A 14,958-nucleotide genomic window follows, 5' to 3' on the forward strand; every position below is an offset into this window, starting at 1 on the left:
CTGATCTGGTTCGCCTACGTGCCCGCCACCAGCAGGGCAGTATCTGCGCGGCCGGCGGCGGACCACCATGGACGCTCCTGATGTCTGAAAGGGAAGATCCGCTCGGGTTTCTAGCGGGTAGTGCGGCCTTGAGTGGCGGAGGTGACGAGGTCGCTCCTGGTCAGCGTCGCGCCTGTGCGTAGTGCTGCGGCCCAGGTTGCGGTGTCGGTGACGGCGGCCCAGTTCGAGTGCAGGACAGCCATGAGGGTTTCGTGGACCTGGCGTGCAGGTGCGGTACCGGCGTCGTTGGCGAGATCGATTGCTCCGGTTGCATCGGAGAGGACCTCGACGGCGAAGCCGAGGGGCTCGGCGGCCGCAGCGGAGGCGATCACACAGTTGTTGGTCATGTAGCCGACCAGAGTGATCGTGTCGATAATCTGGTCACGCAACCAGGCCTCGAGGTCTGTGTCCGCGAAGATGCTGGAGAACTGCTTGCTGATGCGCTTGGTTGCGGCGTCCTCGTAGACGGCTACCGTGGGATGGTTCTGCCAGGTCGACGATTCGGAGGCGAACACGGGTGCTCCTGCCGGGAGTTCGTGCTGGACGAGCACCACAGGCGTGTCTGTTTGCCGGGCCGCGTCGACCACCGTCTGGATGCGGGCGATGGAGTCCTCGCGAGCCGGGAACTGGATAGGGAGTAGTCCGTCGAAGTATTCCTGCTGGGCGTCGATGACGATGAGGGCTCGGCGTGGTGCGGTCATGAGGACCTCTTTCTGGGGGGCTGATCGGGAATGCGGGATGTGCAAACTGTGTGTGATCCGGGAAGTCGGCTCTACTGCACGGCCAGACGCGACGACCACTCCTCACGGCAAAACAGATTGTTTGACATGATGCGAGCCTAACACCCATCTCATGTTTAAAAGTCACTGATAACATGAGAACCATGTCTGAATCACTGCTGGCTGCCGCCCCGGGCGCGCAGGATCATCCGAGCCTCGCTCTGGTCAACAGCGCAGGCGATGTGGCGGGCGGCAAGGGCTACGACGAGATGAGCACCCCAGGGGCCGCAACGGGCTGGCTGATGGCACGTGATCTCGTCGGACCGGAAGCCGTGCTGCACGAGCATTGCCACGGCCGGCTCGTGGCGCTCCGCTCGGATCTGCGCGATCTTTTCACCGCTCACACCACCGGGGACGTCCCGACGACGTCCTCGGTGCAGGCTCTGAACTCTGCCCTGACCTGCGTCCCCGGCGCTCTGCTGTTGCGGTTCGATCCACAGGCGGGATTCACCCGTCGCGCCGACCATCCCGTAACTCAGGTCGTGGAACACGTCATGGCCTTGATCGCCGACGATGCAGCCTCGCTGCTCAGCGGTGACCAGGCCTCGCAGCTCGCGTCCTGCGATGCAGACTCCTGCCGGCGGTTCTTCGTTCGCACCCACGCACGACGGCAGTGGTGCTCAACGCGGTGCGGCGACCGGGTCCGCGCCGCGCGTGCCTACTCACGCAGACGTTCAACCTCCAGCGCGTAAACGGTGTGATGCACCCCGCTCAGCGGTGGCGTCCTCCCGGATCTCCGCTCATGCCTGTCTCACGTGGGGGCTCTCCTCCGAGACGAGTCGGGTGGCTCACCCGTGCTCGTCCGATCACGAGGCGATCCGGCCGAGCCGCCCCAGGAGCCGAGTCTGTCGGTCGGCATCCTGGGGAACGGGTACAGCCGGCCCGCAGATACCGTCCATGTGCAACGCGCTCCCGAAGCTGTCAGCGCCGGCCTCGATGCGTTCCATCTCGTCGCGGGTGAGAACCTCCGTCCTACCTGTGGCTCGCGCAATATCCCAGCGGTGAACGAGCATGTCCCACACATAGAATTGTTCCAGGGTTGCTCCAACGGTGGTGGGCCCGAAGAAACCCTCGTACGAGACATCGACGATGTGGTCGCGGCTCACCAGGCTGGACACCCGGTCTGTGTGGTCTCGGAATCCGCTGGCAGGATCGGTCAGGTCAGGGGCCGGCCCGAGGTCGTGCCCATGTTCCGTCAGCAGGTTCCGCTGCGTGTCGATCATGTGCGCGACGACGTCACGCGCGGTCCATCCCGGGCAGGGGGAAGGGTTGGCCCATGCTTCGGCCGGAACAGCGCTGAGAAGAAGAGATAGAGGGCGGAGGGAGGTCTCGTAGGCGAGTGAGGTGGAATTCATGTGCTCAATGGTGTCGTGTACGGCATTCTGGGTCTTGATGGAACCCGACACAGCACCGCATGCTCTGAACGAGATCGAACGGGCGCACCTCAAGGCTCCCGACGACACATCGCACGTGATGTACCGGTATCCGGCTCCGTCCGAACTGGCCGGCCTGGTGCAGCGGTTCTGGATCCCGGTGTGGGCCGTTCCTGCGGGGGAACAGTCCGTGCAGCAGGTTCTGCAGTACCCGGTGTCGTTGCTCGTCATCGCATCGGATTACGCCCGCTTCTACGGTGTCACGACCGGGCTGTCGCGAACTGTGCTCGCCGGCAACGGGTGGGCCGCCGGCGTCATGTGCACTCCGGCCGCCGGCTCACTCATCTCCCGGGGTTCGATGGCTCGCTTCACGGACATGCACGTCGATGTTTCGGACGTCCTCGGCCAGGCGGGCACGGACCTGACCACCCGTGTCCGAGCAGCGATGCTCGACGACCCGCACCTCTCCAGCGCGCACCAGGCCGTGATGAACGCGTTCAGTGATGCCCTCCGGCCTCTGCTGCCCGTCGATCCGGAGGGTGAACTCGTCGACCGCGTCGTGGCACTCGTAGAGGAACGCCCCGACGTGCTCACGGTCGCCCAGCTGTGCGCCGAGATGAAGCTGCCCGAACGCGCCCTGCAACGCCTCATCCGTCGACGACTCGGGTTGACCCCGAAATGGCTCATCCAGCGGCGTCGCCTCCAGGAAGCCGCGGAGCGACTGCGCACCACGGAGGGAACCCTGGCCGGCACGGCTGCGATGCTGGGCTACGCCGATCAGGCCCACTTCACCCATGATTTCTCCCGCGTCACTGGAACCACGCCAAGCAGGTTTGCCGCCGAGCACCGAACGACGAGCACCCTTCCATGAAGAAGGAATCGCTGTGCGTCAGGTGCGCCGATGAGCTGGATTGCTCAGACGGTAGTGCTCATCCGCCCTGCCGCAGCTGCTGATCGCGCCGCGCGCTCCGCCACCCGGAATCAGCTGGTTGCGCGGCTCGGAGGATAGCTTCCGCCGTGGGGCCCCTATCTGCGTCTCCCCTCGACGGACTCCGGCGACCCTTCCCCTGACGGCGCTGGGGGCTGTTGTTCCCGTTTAGGGTTGAAGCATGGCTGCCGTGGGGGAAGTGCTTGAAGCTGATGATCTGCTGGTCGGCTATGCCGGCACTCCTGTGTGCGGTGAGGTCTCCTTCGTCATCGGTCCGGGTGAGATCCTCGGGGTGGTGGGCTTCAACGGCGCAGGTAAGTCCACTGTCGTCCGGACCCTCGCGGGTCGTCAGGATCCGCTGGCGGGTGACGTGCGGATCCACGGACTACCGGTGATGCCCGACGCTCTGGTGTTCCGCCGGCAGGTGGCCGCGGTGTTCGACGAGGACGTGTTCTTTCCGTCGTTGACGGTCCGGGAGCACCTGCTCCTAGTGGCTCGGGGTCATTCGGTGGCTGCTCCTGAAGAAGCAGTGGATGCGGAGCTGGACTTCTTCGGGATCGCGGACAGAGCCCTCGCGGTCCCTGATGCGTTGTCCTCCGGGCAGCGCCGGCGCCTGCTTCTAGCCGCCGGGTTCATCCGGCCGTCGTCACTGTTGTTCCTCGACGAGCCCGAGCAGCGCCTGGACCCGGTGATGCGTGACGCACTGTCCCGGCGGATCCGGGAGCGCGCTGCTGCCGGGACGGCGTGCATGCTGGTCACTCACGACCCCCAGTTGCTGGTCAGCACGGCGACGTCGTGTCTGGTCATCGACGAGGTGTGCGCGACGGTGGGTCCGGAGCGGGGAGCGCAGATCATTGCGGGTTCCTGACCCGGTGCGGGCTCCGGCGTCAGGATGGTCGGCGCCGGACCGGGAAACGGCGCGTCTGGCCCGGGACGTGGTCGCCTTCACGCGGCAGGCATCCCGCCAGTACAACAGAGCCCGCTCATCAGTGCGCGATCTTTTCGTCGATGTGTACTCGAACGCGTTGGCGGGCGTCTGCTTCGCCATGATGGTGGCGTCGCTCGTTGTGGCGCTTCGGGACGAGATCGCACACAGGAACATCGGCGGAGCGAGCCTCGTGGCCGCGCACTGGCAGGTACTACCCGCCGGCATCCTGTGGATGGTTCTGACCTACCTGGCGTTGGTCGGAATAGTGCTGTTGGCTCGCAGGCTCGGGCCTGTCGTCGTGGGTCAGGCGGAAGGAGCGTGGTGGTTGCCGCTGCCGGTCGATCGCCGACCGATGGTCCTCCCGTCGTTCCTCCGCCGGCTGGTCGGCGTCGGTGTTGCAGCCTGCATCTCCTATGTGCCGTTCAGTCTCCTGACCGCGCTCGACCGGTCACCCGTGGAGCATGCGAGCTCGGCAGTGACCTTCAGCGGAACCGCTGTCGTGGCTGTTGCCGGCGCGGCTGTCCTGCAACTGCGACCGGCGTACAGGCCGTACCGGGTAGGGATCCTCCTGGGCCTTCTGCCCCTGGCAGTCCTGCCGTTCCTTGCTCCCGCGATATGGCCGCTCGTCCTGGTCTTCAGTCTCGCGGTGGTGCTCGGTGCGTACGTGGCCCCTCGCGTCGGTGACGTCCATGGCGTCGAGTTGCAGCGCGGCGGCGCTGTCTCGGGCCACGCGGCTGCGTCCATCTTCTTCATCGACATCAACGAGCTGCGCCGCTCACTGGTAGCCGCACCCTCGGTGCGTCTCAGCCGCCGCGGCTCGCGCTACTACGGCCGCCCTACCCGCCGGGCCTACACTGCGATGCTGCGCGCCGACGTCGTGGCATACCTGCGCCTGCAGCCATCGCCCACGGTCGCCCTGGTGTGGTTCGGAATCTGCGTCAGCGTCACCCTTGTCACCCCAGCCCTTCCCGTGGTCCTCCAGCTGGTCATGATCCTCATCGCAGGCTGTGCTACGACAGCAGGAACGGGGACCGTTGCGCGACGGACGGCAGTCGTTCCCGAAGTCGACGCGCTTCTACCTGTCAGCCCGGTTCTGGTGCGGTGCAGCCGGATGCTCATGCCCGCGCTGACCATGGGTGCGTGGATGGGCGGCCTCACCGGAGTGCTGATGGTGCTGGGGGCCGGCCCGCCGAGCCTCGCGCTCCTCGGCGCCCTCGCGGGCCTGGGGATGGGGGCCGGCGCTGTCCGCGCGGCAACACGTCCCGCTACGGACTGGACCACACCGCCGGTAGAGACTCCTTTCGGCCCCGTACCCAGAACCCAGATGTCCTCGCTCCTGCGCGGAACAGACACGACAGTGCTCGCGATGGCCCCGCTCCTCCTCACCCTCTACCTGGGCGCGGTCCACCCTTGGCTGATCCTCGCCCAGATCATCGCCAGCGCCACCGCCATCATCGTGCAGACGTCGACCCCAGCCGTGCGCTGAAGAATCGCCCAGCGGGACATTCCGAGTTCTACGTGCCGGTGTTCGCGCCCGGGCCGGCAGTCGCAGGGTCGTGTGGTTTCCGGGCGATGATCGTGTAGGTGCACGGAACGAGGTCGCGCTCCGGCTCTGGCCAGGCGAAGCCGTCGGGTACTTCGACCATACGGGGTGAGAACCTCCACGGGAGTGTCGTGCCTTCGTCGACGCGAAGGACCTGCAGGCCTGCTCCGATGAGGGAGTTCAGGATCTCGGACAACAGATGCGGCCACTGGTAGGTCCGGGTATGGGCAACCGTTCCGTCTCCTGCGTAGGTGGTTTCCTCATCCCATACCTGAGCCTGACCGGTGCTGAAGTACGGGTACCGAAGGTGCAAACCGTCGGCGTTCTCGTCGAGTGCTTCGAGGAGAGGATGCCCGTCCCGGATGTAGAAGGTGCCGCCGGCTCGGAGGAGTCCGGCTACCTGTGCCGCCCAGCGGTCCAGGTCCGGTAGCCAGGTGATGGTCCCGATGCTGGTGTACACGAGGTCGAAGTCGCCCGAGACAGCGGCGCGGGCATCCAGCACATCGGTCTCGACCCACGTCGCATCCAAGCCCAGCCGCTGCGCCAGGCCGGCTGCGGAGGCGAGGGCGCCGCGGGAGAAGTCGACGCCGGTGACGCGGGCTCCTGCCCGGGCCAGGGACAGCGTGTCGGTCCCGATGTGACACTGAAGGTGGCAGACATCCAGTCCTGTAACTGTGCCCTTCGGGAGGAAGGGCGCCAGAGCGGTCAGGTCTATTCGGACGACCGAGCTGAGATGGTCGGGGTCGTCGAAATCGCTGATCTCGTAGGCCTTCTCGTGCAGAGGTACCCTGTCTTCCCAGTTCTCCCTATTGCTTGTGCGTGCGTCATCCCAGTCGATCGAGGTCCGGTCATCGCCCATGAAGCGAGCCTAAGTGAGGGAGCCCACGATAGCGTGGCACTGATTGCGGGTTCTGGTCAGCCACGTCAAGCCCAGGCCCCACAGGGCCGGGAGGCCGGCGCTGGATGCTTCGAGCGAAAGCCGGTACTCCGGAAACGTGATCATCAACGCAAGCAGGACGGCTCCCGCACAGCAGTCCAGGGCCGCACGCCAGGGACGGCGGGAGTAATGATCCAGCAGCAGGAGAACGGCGGGCGTGATGACGCGGGCCTTTACGTCCTCCGCCGCGGCGTTACGAGCAGGACTCCCCCACGACGAATCCGATACTGCGTCTAGCGAAGCCGGCCCCATACGGCCATCATTCCACCGGCAGACCGAACCTGGCACCCTGCCCACTGCGGCCGGACAAGCGTCCGCGAACGACCGCCGTTGGTGGTTGCTCGTGGGGTTCGATGTCACCTTTGGGCGCGCCGTGACGCTCTCGGGCCCGGTGCGGGGTCAGTCTGGTGCCAGGATCTTCCGAAAAAGAAGGGGAGAACCATGAACTTCTCGAAGTGATCGGGCATTACTGAGTGTGAACACAGACGCGGAGATAGTTGAGCGGTCACGCTCCGGCCCGACAGCTTTTGGGGAGCTCTACGACCGGCACAGCCCGGACATCTACCGGTACGCCGCCCGTCGAGCCGGTGATTTCGTGGCGGAAGACGTCATGTCGGAGACATTCCTGATCGCCTTCGAAGGGCGTTTCGAATTTGTCGGACCGGCGGGTGCGGTACGGCCGTGGTTGTTCGGAATTGCCACGAACCTGCTGCGCAGACACCATCGGGCAGAGGCACGCGTGCTACGGGCCCTCGTAAAGCTGGGCGGACGCGCTGAGGAGCCCGATCTGCTGGGCGCCGTCGACGAACGGCTTGATGCCCCCGGCACCCAGGCCCGGATCGCCCAGGCCTTGCAGGATCTTCGCGCCATCGACCGGGATGCGATCCTGCTGCTGGTCTGGGCGGGCCTGTCCTACGAGGACATCGCCACAGCTACAGCTGTGCCTCTGGGAACGGTCCGTTCCCGTATCAATCGTGCCCGGCGCAAGCTCCGCGAAAACCTCACTCTTAGCGATCAGGAAGACGGTCATGGACGATCTGCAGTTGCTCCGCAGCACGCGTAACGACGTTGGCACCATCCCCACCGCCACGCTCGCTCGAGGACGTGAGTGCCTGATGCGCGCAGCCCACAGCGAGGAGGCCCTACAACCGCACCAGGAACAAGCTGCCGCGCATGCCGCCTCTCATGTTGCCCGTCGGAGGGTCAACCCGTTGACGGTTCGTCGCGGCTTCGCCCTGGCAGCGGCCGCCGCGGTCTTCCTCACAGGAGTGCTGGTCGCCTCTGATGTCGCTCTACCTGATCGGCAGCCCTCGAGCGCTGCCGCAGCAGTACTCGAGGACGCAGCCGCCGCAACAATCCGGACGTCGGACCCCGTCGTCCTCCCCGGCCAGTACCTCGAAGTCGAAACCGAAGCCCTCACCGGGGCCAGTAGCGTCGCGGACGGCCGGCAGGTGTCCTGGTACAACACGACAACGGACAAGCTCTACATCCCCGCGGACGCCGACGGCGAGTGGATCTGGAACAGGCAGGCACCCGTACCCACCGAATCGGCTCCCGAGGTTGTGAAGGAAGCAGCCCGGCTGCAGCCGACCGTGGACCCTGCGACATACGCGGCACTCACCGGAGTCTTCCGCGCACCCGGTGGAGCGTTCGGGAGCGGAGAGCAGTACACGATCATCGGGACGCCCCTGACGGAGACCGGTGATCTACCCCGCGACCCGCAGGCACTGCTGGACAGGATCTACGAGCACACGAAGGGAGCCGGAAAGAATCCGGACCTGGAGGCCTTCGAAACCATCGCGGAGTCCCTGCGCACCGGCATCATTCCCGCCGACCTACGGGCGGCCTTCTACAGGGCCGCGGCACTCATCCCCGGGGTCGAGGTCATGGACAGGCAGGCGACCATCGATGGCCGCGCAGGCATCGCGATCGGCAAAGCAGCCCCTGGGGGCGGGTCCCGCCAGGACATCATCATCGACCCGACATCAGGCCTGGTCATCGGCGAACAAATCGTCATCCTCAAGGACTATCCGGGGACACCTGCCGGCACCGTGGAGTCCTGGACCTCCGTCCAAACCTCCGTCGTGGACTCAGCCCCATGAGCCCGGGCCCTTGAACGTACTGACCATGCGGAGGACGTGGGTAGCGACGGCCCGGAGCAGCGCCGGAGAGAACCCGACAATCTACCTACTTCTCGACGGAATCACCGGCGAAATGCCAGGTGTCCTACGCCGTCTACTTCCGCTACATGTTGCGGAAGCCCTACCGGACCTCGGTCGATTTCATGGACGGACTGGCGCCCAACTCCGTGGCGTCGATGTGGCGCATGACCAGAGCCGCAGAAATGAGGGCCGCGGAAAAAGGCAGACAAGCCAAGGGTGCCAGCAGGTACATCTGGGTCAGAACGACGAAGAACGCGTTCTCACCATTGAAGGTGGTTGCGCCGAAGTTCTGCATGAACAGGTTCGTGAAGAGCATCGCGAGGATGCCGACCACCCCGACGATGATTCCTGCCCGCAGTGTTCGCCTATACATGCTCGATGGTTCTGTTCCGGTCACTTCTCCCCCAAGGATTGCAGTCGGCGCCTCCAGGGCTTCACCTAAACACGTAGCAGGGGCTGGAGCAAGCATCATGGCAGGGCACGAGGCTCAGATGCCACGACGCCAGTAGCCCAGCGTCATGACCTCGGCGCGTCGCCGTATCCCCTTTCCGGACGGCCCTTGCATCCGCTGAGCCGAAGATAGAACAGTTGGGCAGATGCGCTCCCACGTCCTTTTCATCAGCGGTCGTTCCGGTGTCGGCAAGTCCACCGCTGCCCTGACCCTTCACGAGCAACTCATCGATCATGACGTTCAGCACGCGGTCATCGAAGGCGACTATCTCGACCTCGCCTATCCCGCTCCACATCTCGCATTCCCCGATGCCAATCTCACCGAGCAGAATCTTGCCACCATGTGGGCCCGCTATCGATCGCTGGGCTACCGCCGACTCGTCTATACCAACACGGCGGCCGTCCTTGAACTGTCGAGCCTGGTGGCAGCGATGGGCGATGACCCACTCGTCACAGCGGTTCTGCTGCGCAGCAGCGACGAGCAGGCGCGTCCGCGGCTGGAGCGTCGGAACCATCGGGTACTAGAACCTGCCCTGCTCGATCACGGTGCCGCTATGGCGGACAGGCTCGATGAGCAAGCGCCTGCGTCCGTGCACCGGATCGATACCGACGAACTCGACCCGTCCGATGTCGCGACCCGGCTGCTCTCCCTCACTGGATGGGCGGAGGCCCGTCCTCTCACCGGGCAACAGCGCCGACCTCAGGGATGAACCCGAGCTGGATCCCGGGAAGTTCCTCGAATGCCGGCCTGGCGAACCAGTATCCCTGGAACAGGCGGATGCCCTGTGCCTTGAGGAACAGGAACTCCGCCTCGGTCTCGATGCCTTCTGCGAGCACCGTGATGCCGAGGTCCTCGGCGATGCCCACGATGCCGGCGATGACGGCCTGGCGGGCCGGGCTGCCCTCGACCCCCCTGACGAGCTTCATGTCGATCTTGATCAGATCAGGCTGGAACTCGACCAGGAGCCCCAATCCCGCATGACCGGCACCGAAGTCGTCGATGGCGGTGGTGAAACCGTGCTTGCGATACTCGGTGATGATGTTCGTCAGGTGAGCGGTGTCCGCCACCTCCTCGTTCTCCGTGAACTCGAACATGATCGACGACGTCGGGAAACTGCACCGGGCGGCTGCGAGCAGGGTCGCCCGCAGGCAGGCAGCCGGTTCGTACACCGCATTGGGCATGAAGTTGATCGACAGCTTCAGATCGTCGCCCGCCGGGAACAGCCGCGATGCGAGCTCGATCGCCTTCACACGGCAGTCCTGGTCGAAGCGATACTTCTGCTCCGGCGAGATCCGCGAGAGGACATCGAAGGCGCTCTCCCCCGACATCCCTCGGACGAGTGCCTCATAGCCCCAGACGCGGTCGTCCACGGCGTCGTAGATCGGCTGGAAGGCCATGCTGAACTCGAAGTCGAGCCTCGCGGATGTCGCGCAGCCGTTGCATGCCATACAGAACGCCCCCTCACTGGTCTCGTCCAGCCTAGAACAATCAGTTCAGGACGAGACCGAGGCACGACAACCAGGATGATCCCTGATCCGGCGCCAGGGCGCCGCCCGATCAGGAGCCCGGCTTCTCCTCGATGACCTTCAGCACCGCGGCGTCATCGAGCTTCTGCCACGGCGACGCGTCCGAGCCCTGCTCGGCCGCCTCCGGGCTGTCACTCTGGCTCCACCACTTCGCCTCGTACACGCGGCCCTCCACCAGAATCCGGTCGCCGCGCTCGTACACGGCCTTCGCGTCCCACTCGGGATAGAGCCCCGCCGGCGCGGTGACCGCGGGGACCGGCCGCTCGTTCGGCAGCACCGGGCCCAGCAGAGTCCACGGGGTCTCCTCCGCCTGCAGCACGGGATCGTCCGGCAGGTCGCCCTGCGTCCAGTACTTCGCGGTGTACACGTTGCCGTGCCACACCACGCGGTCGTCCTCGCGGTACGTCCCGACGTCGGACCAGACCGGGTAGGGGCTCGTCTCGGGATCGTCCTCGACCAGTGCTTCCGGTGCCTCCTCGACCACGGGCTCCTCCGCGAGCGTCGCGGCCCGGCCCTCGAAACCCTCCCCCAGCAGGGGCGCGAACTGCAGGCCCTCCTGGTCGATGCCGCTGCACGCGTCCGAGACGACTGTCCTGTCCGCGTAGTTCTCGCTGCACGTGCCGTCGCGGTTCAGCGACCACATGGACATGCGGCCCACTCCGCGCTCGGCGGCGAAGGCATTGAACGCCTTGGCGTCGTCGAGCGTGAAGACCTCGCCCTTGACGTCGTTCTGCCCGATCATCGGCGTCAGCCCGACCTTCCGCCACGCGGCCTGCGGGCCGATCCCGATGCCCGCCCGCTCGTACAGCACCTGTAGTTGGCGGTGCGTGGCGTCGGCGGCGTTCTGAGACGCGGTCAGCATGCTGGTGCCCTCGGGCCGGCTGCCACCGTAGTCCATGGTCATGACGTTCACCCCGGCGAGATCGACGCCGGCCTCGAGGAACTGTGCGACGGCGGCGGTTCCGTCAGCGGTCAGCCCGCTGGGTGCGACCGGCAGGGTCAACCAGACGTTGAGCGGGGTCTCCGTGCCGGCCCGCTCGGACTGCAGGGCGGCGAGGGCCTCCGCGCGGCGCTGCCCGGCTTCGGTGTCCTTCAGGTTCTCGCCCTCGATGTCGAGGTCCACGGTGGCGAGCTTGTACCGGTTGACGACGTCCGCATATGCGTCCTTCAAATCGTCGGGATCCGTGCAGGCGGTGGCGAGCTCATCATTGAGGAGGCCCCCGAACGACACGACGACCTCCCCGCCGTCCTGCACCAGCCGGGCGACGCGACGGTCCAGGTCCAACCCGGCCTCGGCCTCGTCCAGCCCGTAGAAAGTTCCCCAGGACGGAGTGCACGGCTCGGTCTTCGACGCCACGATGAAGGACAGCACCACGCTCCCGCCGGTTTCCACCGCCGGGTCCTCGAACTCGTACGACGGTGTTGCGGTGACATCCACGTACCCCGCGAAGAACGCACCCGTGCTCTCGGCGGCCCGCGCGTCCTCCCACCGGTCGAAGCCGGTCAGGCCGCCGACAGCGAGACCGCCGACGACGACGGACAGGAGGGAGAGGCGCAGGACGGAGAGTTTCCGGCCGGGAAAGCGAGCAGACACATGGACCCCAGATGACAGCCTCGAGAAAGGCGGAAGAGCGCACCCAGGGTGCGCGAGACGCTTGAAGCGTAAGGGAAAATGCCGTCGCCGTCATTCTTTTGCCTAACGCCGACGGCGCGCGGGCCGATGGTGGAGAGTGACGCTGCGTATCGCGGGGGCGACGTCGTGCGTCCACCCGTCCGCCTACTGCCGAGGTAGCCATGTCCAGATCCAGCGATGCCACCGAATCCGCACCCAGGCCACGATCGCGAGCCGATTCCGAGGCGGCCGGGACCGTGGGCGCGACCGCCGTGCCGTCCTCGGGCGTCGCCGCTGCCGCCGTCCTCGAGCAGGTGGCCGCCGCTGCTCCCGGTGCCGCACCGGCCCGGCGTCGGCAGTGGGGCGCCGAGCGGCGCTCGGAGCCGCTGTCCATCGTGCACCCGGCACCGTCGTCGCGGAAGATCGCGCTCGGCCGGATCGGCATCGTGGTCACAGTGCTGGCGTGGCTCACCTACATCGTCACGACGATCCTGCGGCAGTTCGCCAACAATCCGAACGCCGGCTTCCGGTTCCAGATCGAGGCGACGTCGTACCTGATCGTCGTCACGTTCCTGACGTTCTCGGCGCTCATGTACCTGCTGGCGCGCCAGGGTGCGCTGTACCGGTTCCGTGACCACCGGCGCGTACCGCGTGGCGAGCTGGACCGGCACTTCGCGCACCACGAGGAGGGCATCACCGTCCTGGTGCCGTCCTACGCGGAGGAGCCCGCCGTCGTCCGCGCCACGCTCTGGTCCGCAGCCCTGCAGGAGTTCCCCAACATCCGGGTGGTGCTCCTCCTCGACGACCCGCCCCACCCCAAGGACCCAGTCGTCCGCGAGCGCCTGGACGCCACGCGGGCCCTGTCCTTCGAGATCGAGTCCGCCCTCCTCGAACCCTCCACCCGGGCGACTGCTGCGCTCGCCGCGTTCGAGGCGCACCTCGCCGCGCGCGATATCGACACCCCGCCGTCGTGCGATGACCTGCCCCCACTCATCGCCGCGTACGAGGCCGCCGCCGTCTGGCTGGAGGAGATGGCCGACGCAGAGACCGTGGACGACCACGTGGACGAGTTCTTCGTGGACCTCGTCCTCATGGGCCTCGCCCGCGAGCTCCGCCTGACCATCTACGCGCTCGACGCCGCACTGGTGCAGGAGCAGTGCCCCGAGCCGGACCGCATCCGCGAGCTGTACGTACGGCTCGTACGGATCTTCAACACGCGGCTCGAGACGTTCGAGCGGAAGGCCTACGCCTCCCTCTCGCACGAGGCGAACAAGGCCATGAACCTCAACGCGTACATCTCGCTGATGGGCCAGCGATGGCGGAAGGAGCAGGTTGCCACAGGCACGGTGCTGCGGCCCCTCGCAGACGGGGAGGGCGGTGAGGACGACGACATCCTCGACGTCCCCGACTCCACGTACCTGCTCACGCTGGACGCCGACTCGCTGCTGCTGCGCGATTACTGCCTGCGCCTCGTGCACCTACTCGAATCACCCGGCAACGAGCGGATCGCCGTCACGCAGACTCCGTACTCGTCCTTCCGTGGTGCACCGACGCGCATCGAGCGGGTGGCGGGCGCGACGACGGACATCCAGCACATCCTGCATCAGGGCATGTCCTACTACGGGGCGACGTTCTGGGTGGGTGCCAACGCCGTCATCCGGAAGCGGGCGGTGGAGGACATTGTCGAGGTCGAGAACGTGGGCGGCTTCGAGATCAAGACCTACATCCAGGACCGCACCGTCATCGAGGACACCGAGTCCAGCGTGGACCTCGGCACGCACGGGTGGACGCTCATGAACTACCCCGAGCGCCTCAGCTACAGCGCCACACCGCCCGACTTCGGGTCCCTCGTGGTCCAGCGCCGGCGCTGGGCGAACGGCGGCCTGCTGATCCTGCCGAAGCTGTGGAACCAGCTCCGCCGGCGCCGCCACCTCCGCGAGCAGGTGCTGGCCCGCGAGGTGCTGCTGCGCGTCAACTACATGGCGTCCATCGCGTGGGCGAGCTTCGGGCTGCTGTTCCTCCTCGCGTACCCCTACGACAGCAGGCTCCTCAGCCCTGTCGTGTTCCTCGCGGCCGCGCCGTACTTCCTCGCGATGGGCAGCGACCTCCGCGACTGCGGGCACCGCTTCTCGGACATCTTCCGGATCTACGGCTTCAACCTCGTGCTGCTGCCGGTCAACCTCGCCGGCGTGCTGAAGTCCATCCAGCAGGCGTTCACGGGCGAGAAGATCCCGTTCGTCCGGACACCGAAGGTGAAGGACCGCACCGCGGCGCCGGGCCTCTACGTGGTGATCCCGTACCTGATCGTCGCGTTCTCACTGCTCACCCTCGCCCGCGACGTCCTGAACCAGAACTGGGGCAACGCCGTCTTCGCCGGCCTGAACGCCGTCCTGGCCGCCGGCGCCATCCGCGCCTACATCGGGATCAAGAACTCCCTGGTGGACATGTGGCTCGGCGTTTTGAACTGGCTGTACGTGGCGCCGCGGACGAAGAAGGTCGAGGAGTCGAAGGTCGTCCCGAAGACTGCGGCCGAGGCGGACTGGTCGTCGATCCTCTACCACGGCGACCGCCGCCTGAACCGTGACCTGCGCTCGGGCAACGACCGCCGCCGTCGGGCCGGGGTGCGCTAGAGCGCCTCGGCGAGGCACTCCGAGATCGTACCGAACGACGCGCGAATACG

14 protein-coding genes are annotated in these 14,958 nt (G+C 66.4%); 8 read left to right on the forward strand and 6 right to left on the reverse strand.

Annotation, left to right across the window (positions count from 1 at the left end; genetic code table 11):
* Positions 1-110: 110 nt before the first annotated feature.
* The gene (locus AC4D2C_RS06340; RefSeq protein ID WP_490913481.1) at positions 111-740 is read right to left on the reverse strand and encodes an isochorismatase family protein; all 630 of its coding nucleotides are present in this window, start codon (positions 738-740) and stop codon (positions 111-113) included.
* A gap of 182 nt (positions 741-922) precedes the next feature.
* On the opposite strand from AC4D2C_RS06340, the gene AC4D2C_RS06345 reads away from it, so the two are divergent.
* Positions 923-1,510, forward strand: coding sequence for a CGNR zinc finger domain-containing protein (locus tag AC4D2C_RS06345; protein WP_490913483.1), 588 nt, complete (start codon positions 923-925; stop codon positions 1,508-1,510).
* Between the two features lie 114 nt (positions 1,511-1,624).
* Here the strand turns inward: AC4D2C_RS06345 and AC4D2C_RS06350 are convergent, their stop codons facing one another.
* The gene (locus AC4D2C_RS06350; protein WP_490913485.1) at positions 1,625-2,224 is read right to left on the reverse strand and encodes a maleylpyruvate isomerase family mycothiol-dependent enzyme; all 600 of its coding nucleotides are present in this window, start codon (positions 2,222-2,224) and stop codon (positions 1,625-1,627) included.
* On the opposite strand from AC4D2C_RS06350, the gene AC4D2C_RS06355 reads away from it, so the two are divergent.
* From AC4D2C_RS06355 to AC4D2C_RS06365, 3 genes are all read left to right on the forward strand, one after another.
* Entirely contained in the window at positions 2,211-3,062 is an 852-nt protein-coding gene (locus AC4D2C_RS06355) for a helix-turn-helix domain-containing protein (RefSeq protein ID WP_490913487.1), read from the forward strand. The two genes, AC4D2C_RS06350 and AC4D2C_RS06355, sit on opposite strands and share 14 nt — an antisense overlap.
* A gap of 238 nt (positions 3,063-3,300) precedes the next feature.
* The gene (locus AC4D2C_RS06360; RefSeq protein WP_490913488.1) at positions 3,301-3,987 is read left to right on the forward strand and encodes an ABC transporter ATP-binding protein; all 687 of its coding nucleotides are present in this window, start codon (positions 3,301-3,303) and stop codon (positions 3,985-3,987) included.
* Positions 3,988-4,108: 121 nt separating this feature from the next.
* Positions 4,109-5,533 carry a DUF6297 family protein gene (locus AC4D2C_RS06365; protein ID WP_490913490.1) on the forward strand — a complete coding sequence of 475 codons (1,425 nt, stop codon included), beginning with the start codon at positions 4,109-4,111 and terminating at the stop codon, positions 5,531-5,533.
* 28 nt (positions 5,534-5,561) lie between these two features.
* Here AC4D2C_RS06365 and AC4D2C_RS06370 read toward each other — a convergent pair whose 3' ends face one another.
* Entirely contained in the window at positions 5,562-6,449 is an 888-nt protein-coding gene (locus AC4D2C_RS06370) for a class I SAM-dependent methyltransferase (RefSeq protein ID WP_490913492.1), read from the reverse strand.
* A gap of 553 nt (positions 6,450-7,002) precedes the next feature.
* On the opposite strand from AC4D2C_RS06370, the gene AC4D2C_RS06375 reads away from it, so the two are divergent.
* Both AC4D2C_RS06375 and AC4D2C_RS06380 read left to right on the forward strand, forming a co-directional pair.
* Positions 7,003-7,590, forward strand: a complete 588-nt coding sequence (locus AC4D2C_RS06375; RefSeq protein ID WP_490913493.1) for an RNA polymerase sigma factor — start codon at positions 7,003-7,005, stop codon at positions 7,588-7,590.
* On the forward strand, positions 7,556-8,629 hold the full coding sequence (locus AC4D2C_RS06380) for a CU044_5270 family protein (RefSeq protein WP_490913495.1): 1,074 nt from the start codon (positions 7,556-7,558) through the stop codon (positions 8,627-8,629). The genes AC4D2C_RS06375 and AC4D2C_RS06380 overlap by 35 nt, the downstream gene beginning before the upstream one ends.
* A gap of 160 nt (positions 8,630-8,789) precedes the next feature.
* Here AC4D2C_RS06380 and AC4D2C_RS06385 read toward each other — a convergent pair whose 3' ends face one another.
* Positions 8,790-9,062 carry a hypothetical protein gene (locus tag AC4D2C_RS06385; RefSeq protein WP_490913496.1) on the reverse strand — a complete coding sequence of 91 codons (273 nt, stop codon included), beginning with the start codon at positions 9,060-9,062 and terminating at the stop codon, positions 8,790-8,792.
* A gap of 223 nt (positions 9,063-9,285) precedes the next feature.
* On the opposite strand from AC4D2C_RS06385, the gene AC4D2C_RS06390 reads away from it, so the two are divergent.
* Positions 9,286-9,849, forward strand: a complete 564-nt coding sequence (locus AC4D2C_RS06390; RefSeq protein ID WP_490913498.1) for an adenylyl-sulfate kinase — start codon at positions 9,286-9,288, stop codon at positions 9,847-9,849.
* Here the strand turns inward: AC4D2C_RS06390 and AC4D2C_RS06395 are convergent.
* Positions 9,818-10,588 carry an EAL domain-containing protein gene (locus AC4D2C_RS06395; protein WP_490913499.1) on the reverse strand — a complete coding sequence of 257 codons (771 nt, stop codon included), beginning with the start codon at positions 10,586-10,588 and terminating at the stop codon, positions 9,818-9,820. The two genes, AC4D2C_RS06390 and AC4D2C_RS06395, sit on opposite strands and share 32 nt — an antisense overlap.
* Positions 10,589-10,697: 109 nt before the next feature.
* Positions 10,698-12,260 carry a chitinase gene (locus AC4D2C_RS06400; protein WP_490913501.1) on the reverse strand — a complete coding sequence of 521 codons (1,563 nt, stop codon included), beginning with the start codon at positions 12,258-12,260 and terminating at the stop codon, positions 10,698-10,700.
* A gap of 200 nt (positions 12,261-12,460) precedes the next feature.
* Here AC4D2C_RS06400 and AC4D2C_RS06405 point away from each other — a divergent pair, with 200 nt between their 5' ends.
* Entirely contained in the window at positions 12,461-14,908 is a 2,448-nt protein-coding gene (locus tag AC4D2C_RS06405) for a glycosyltransferase family 2 protein (protein ID WP_490913502.1), read from the forward strand.
* Positions 14,909-14,958: the final 50 nt, after the last annotated feature.

This window comes from Arthrobacter sp. TJ-240, from assembly GCF_058269195.1.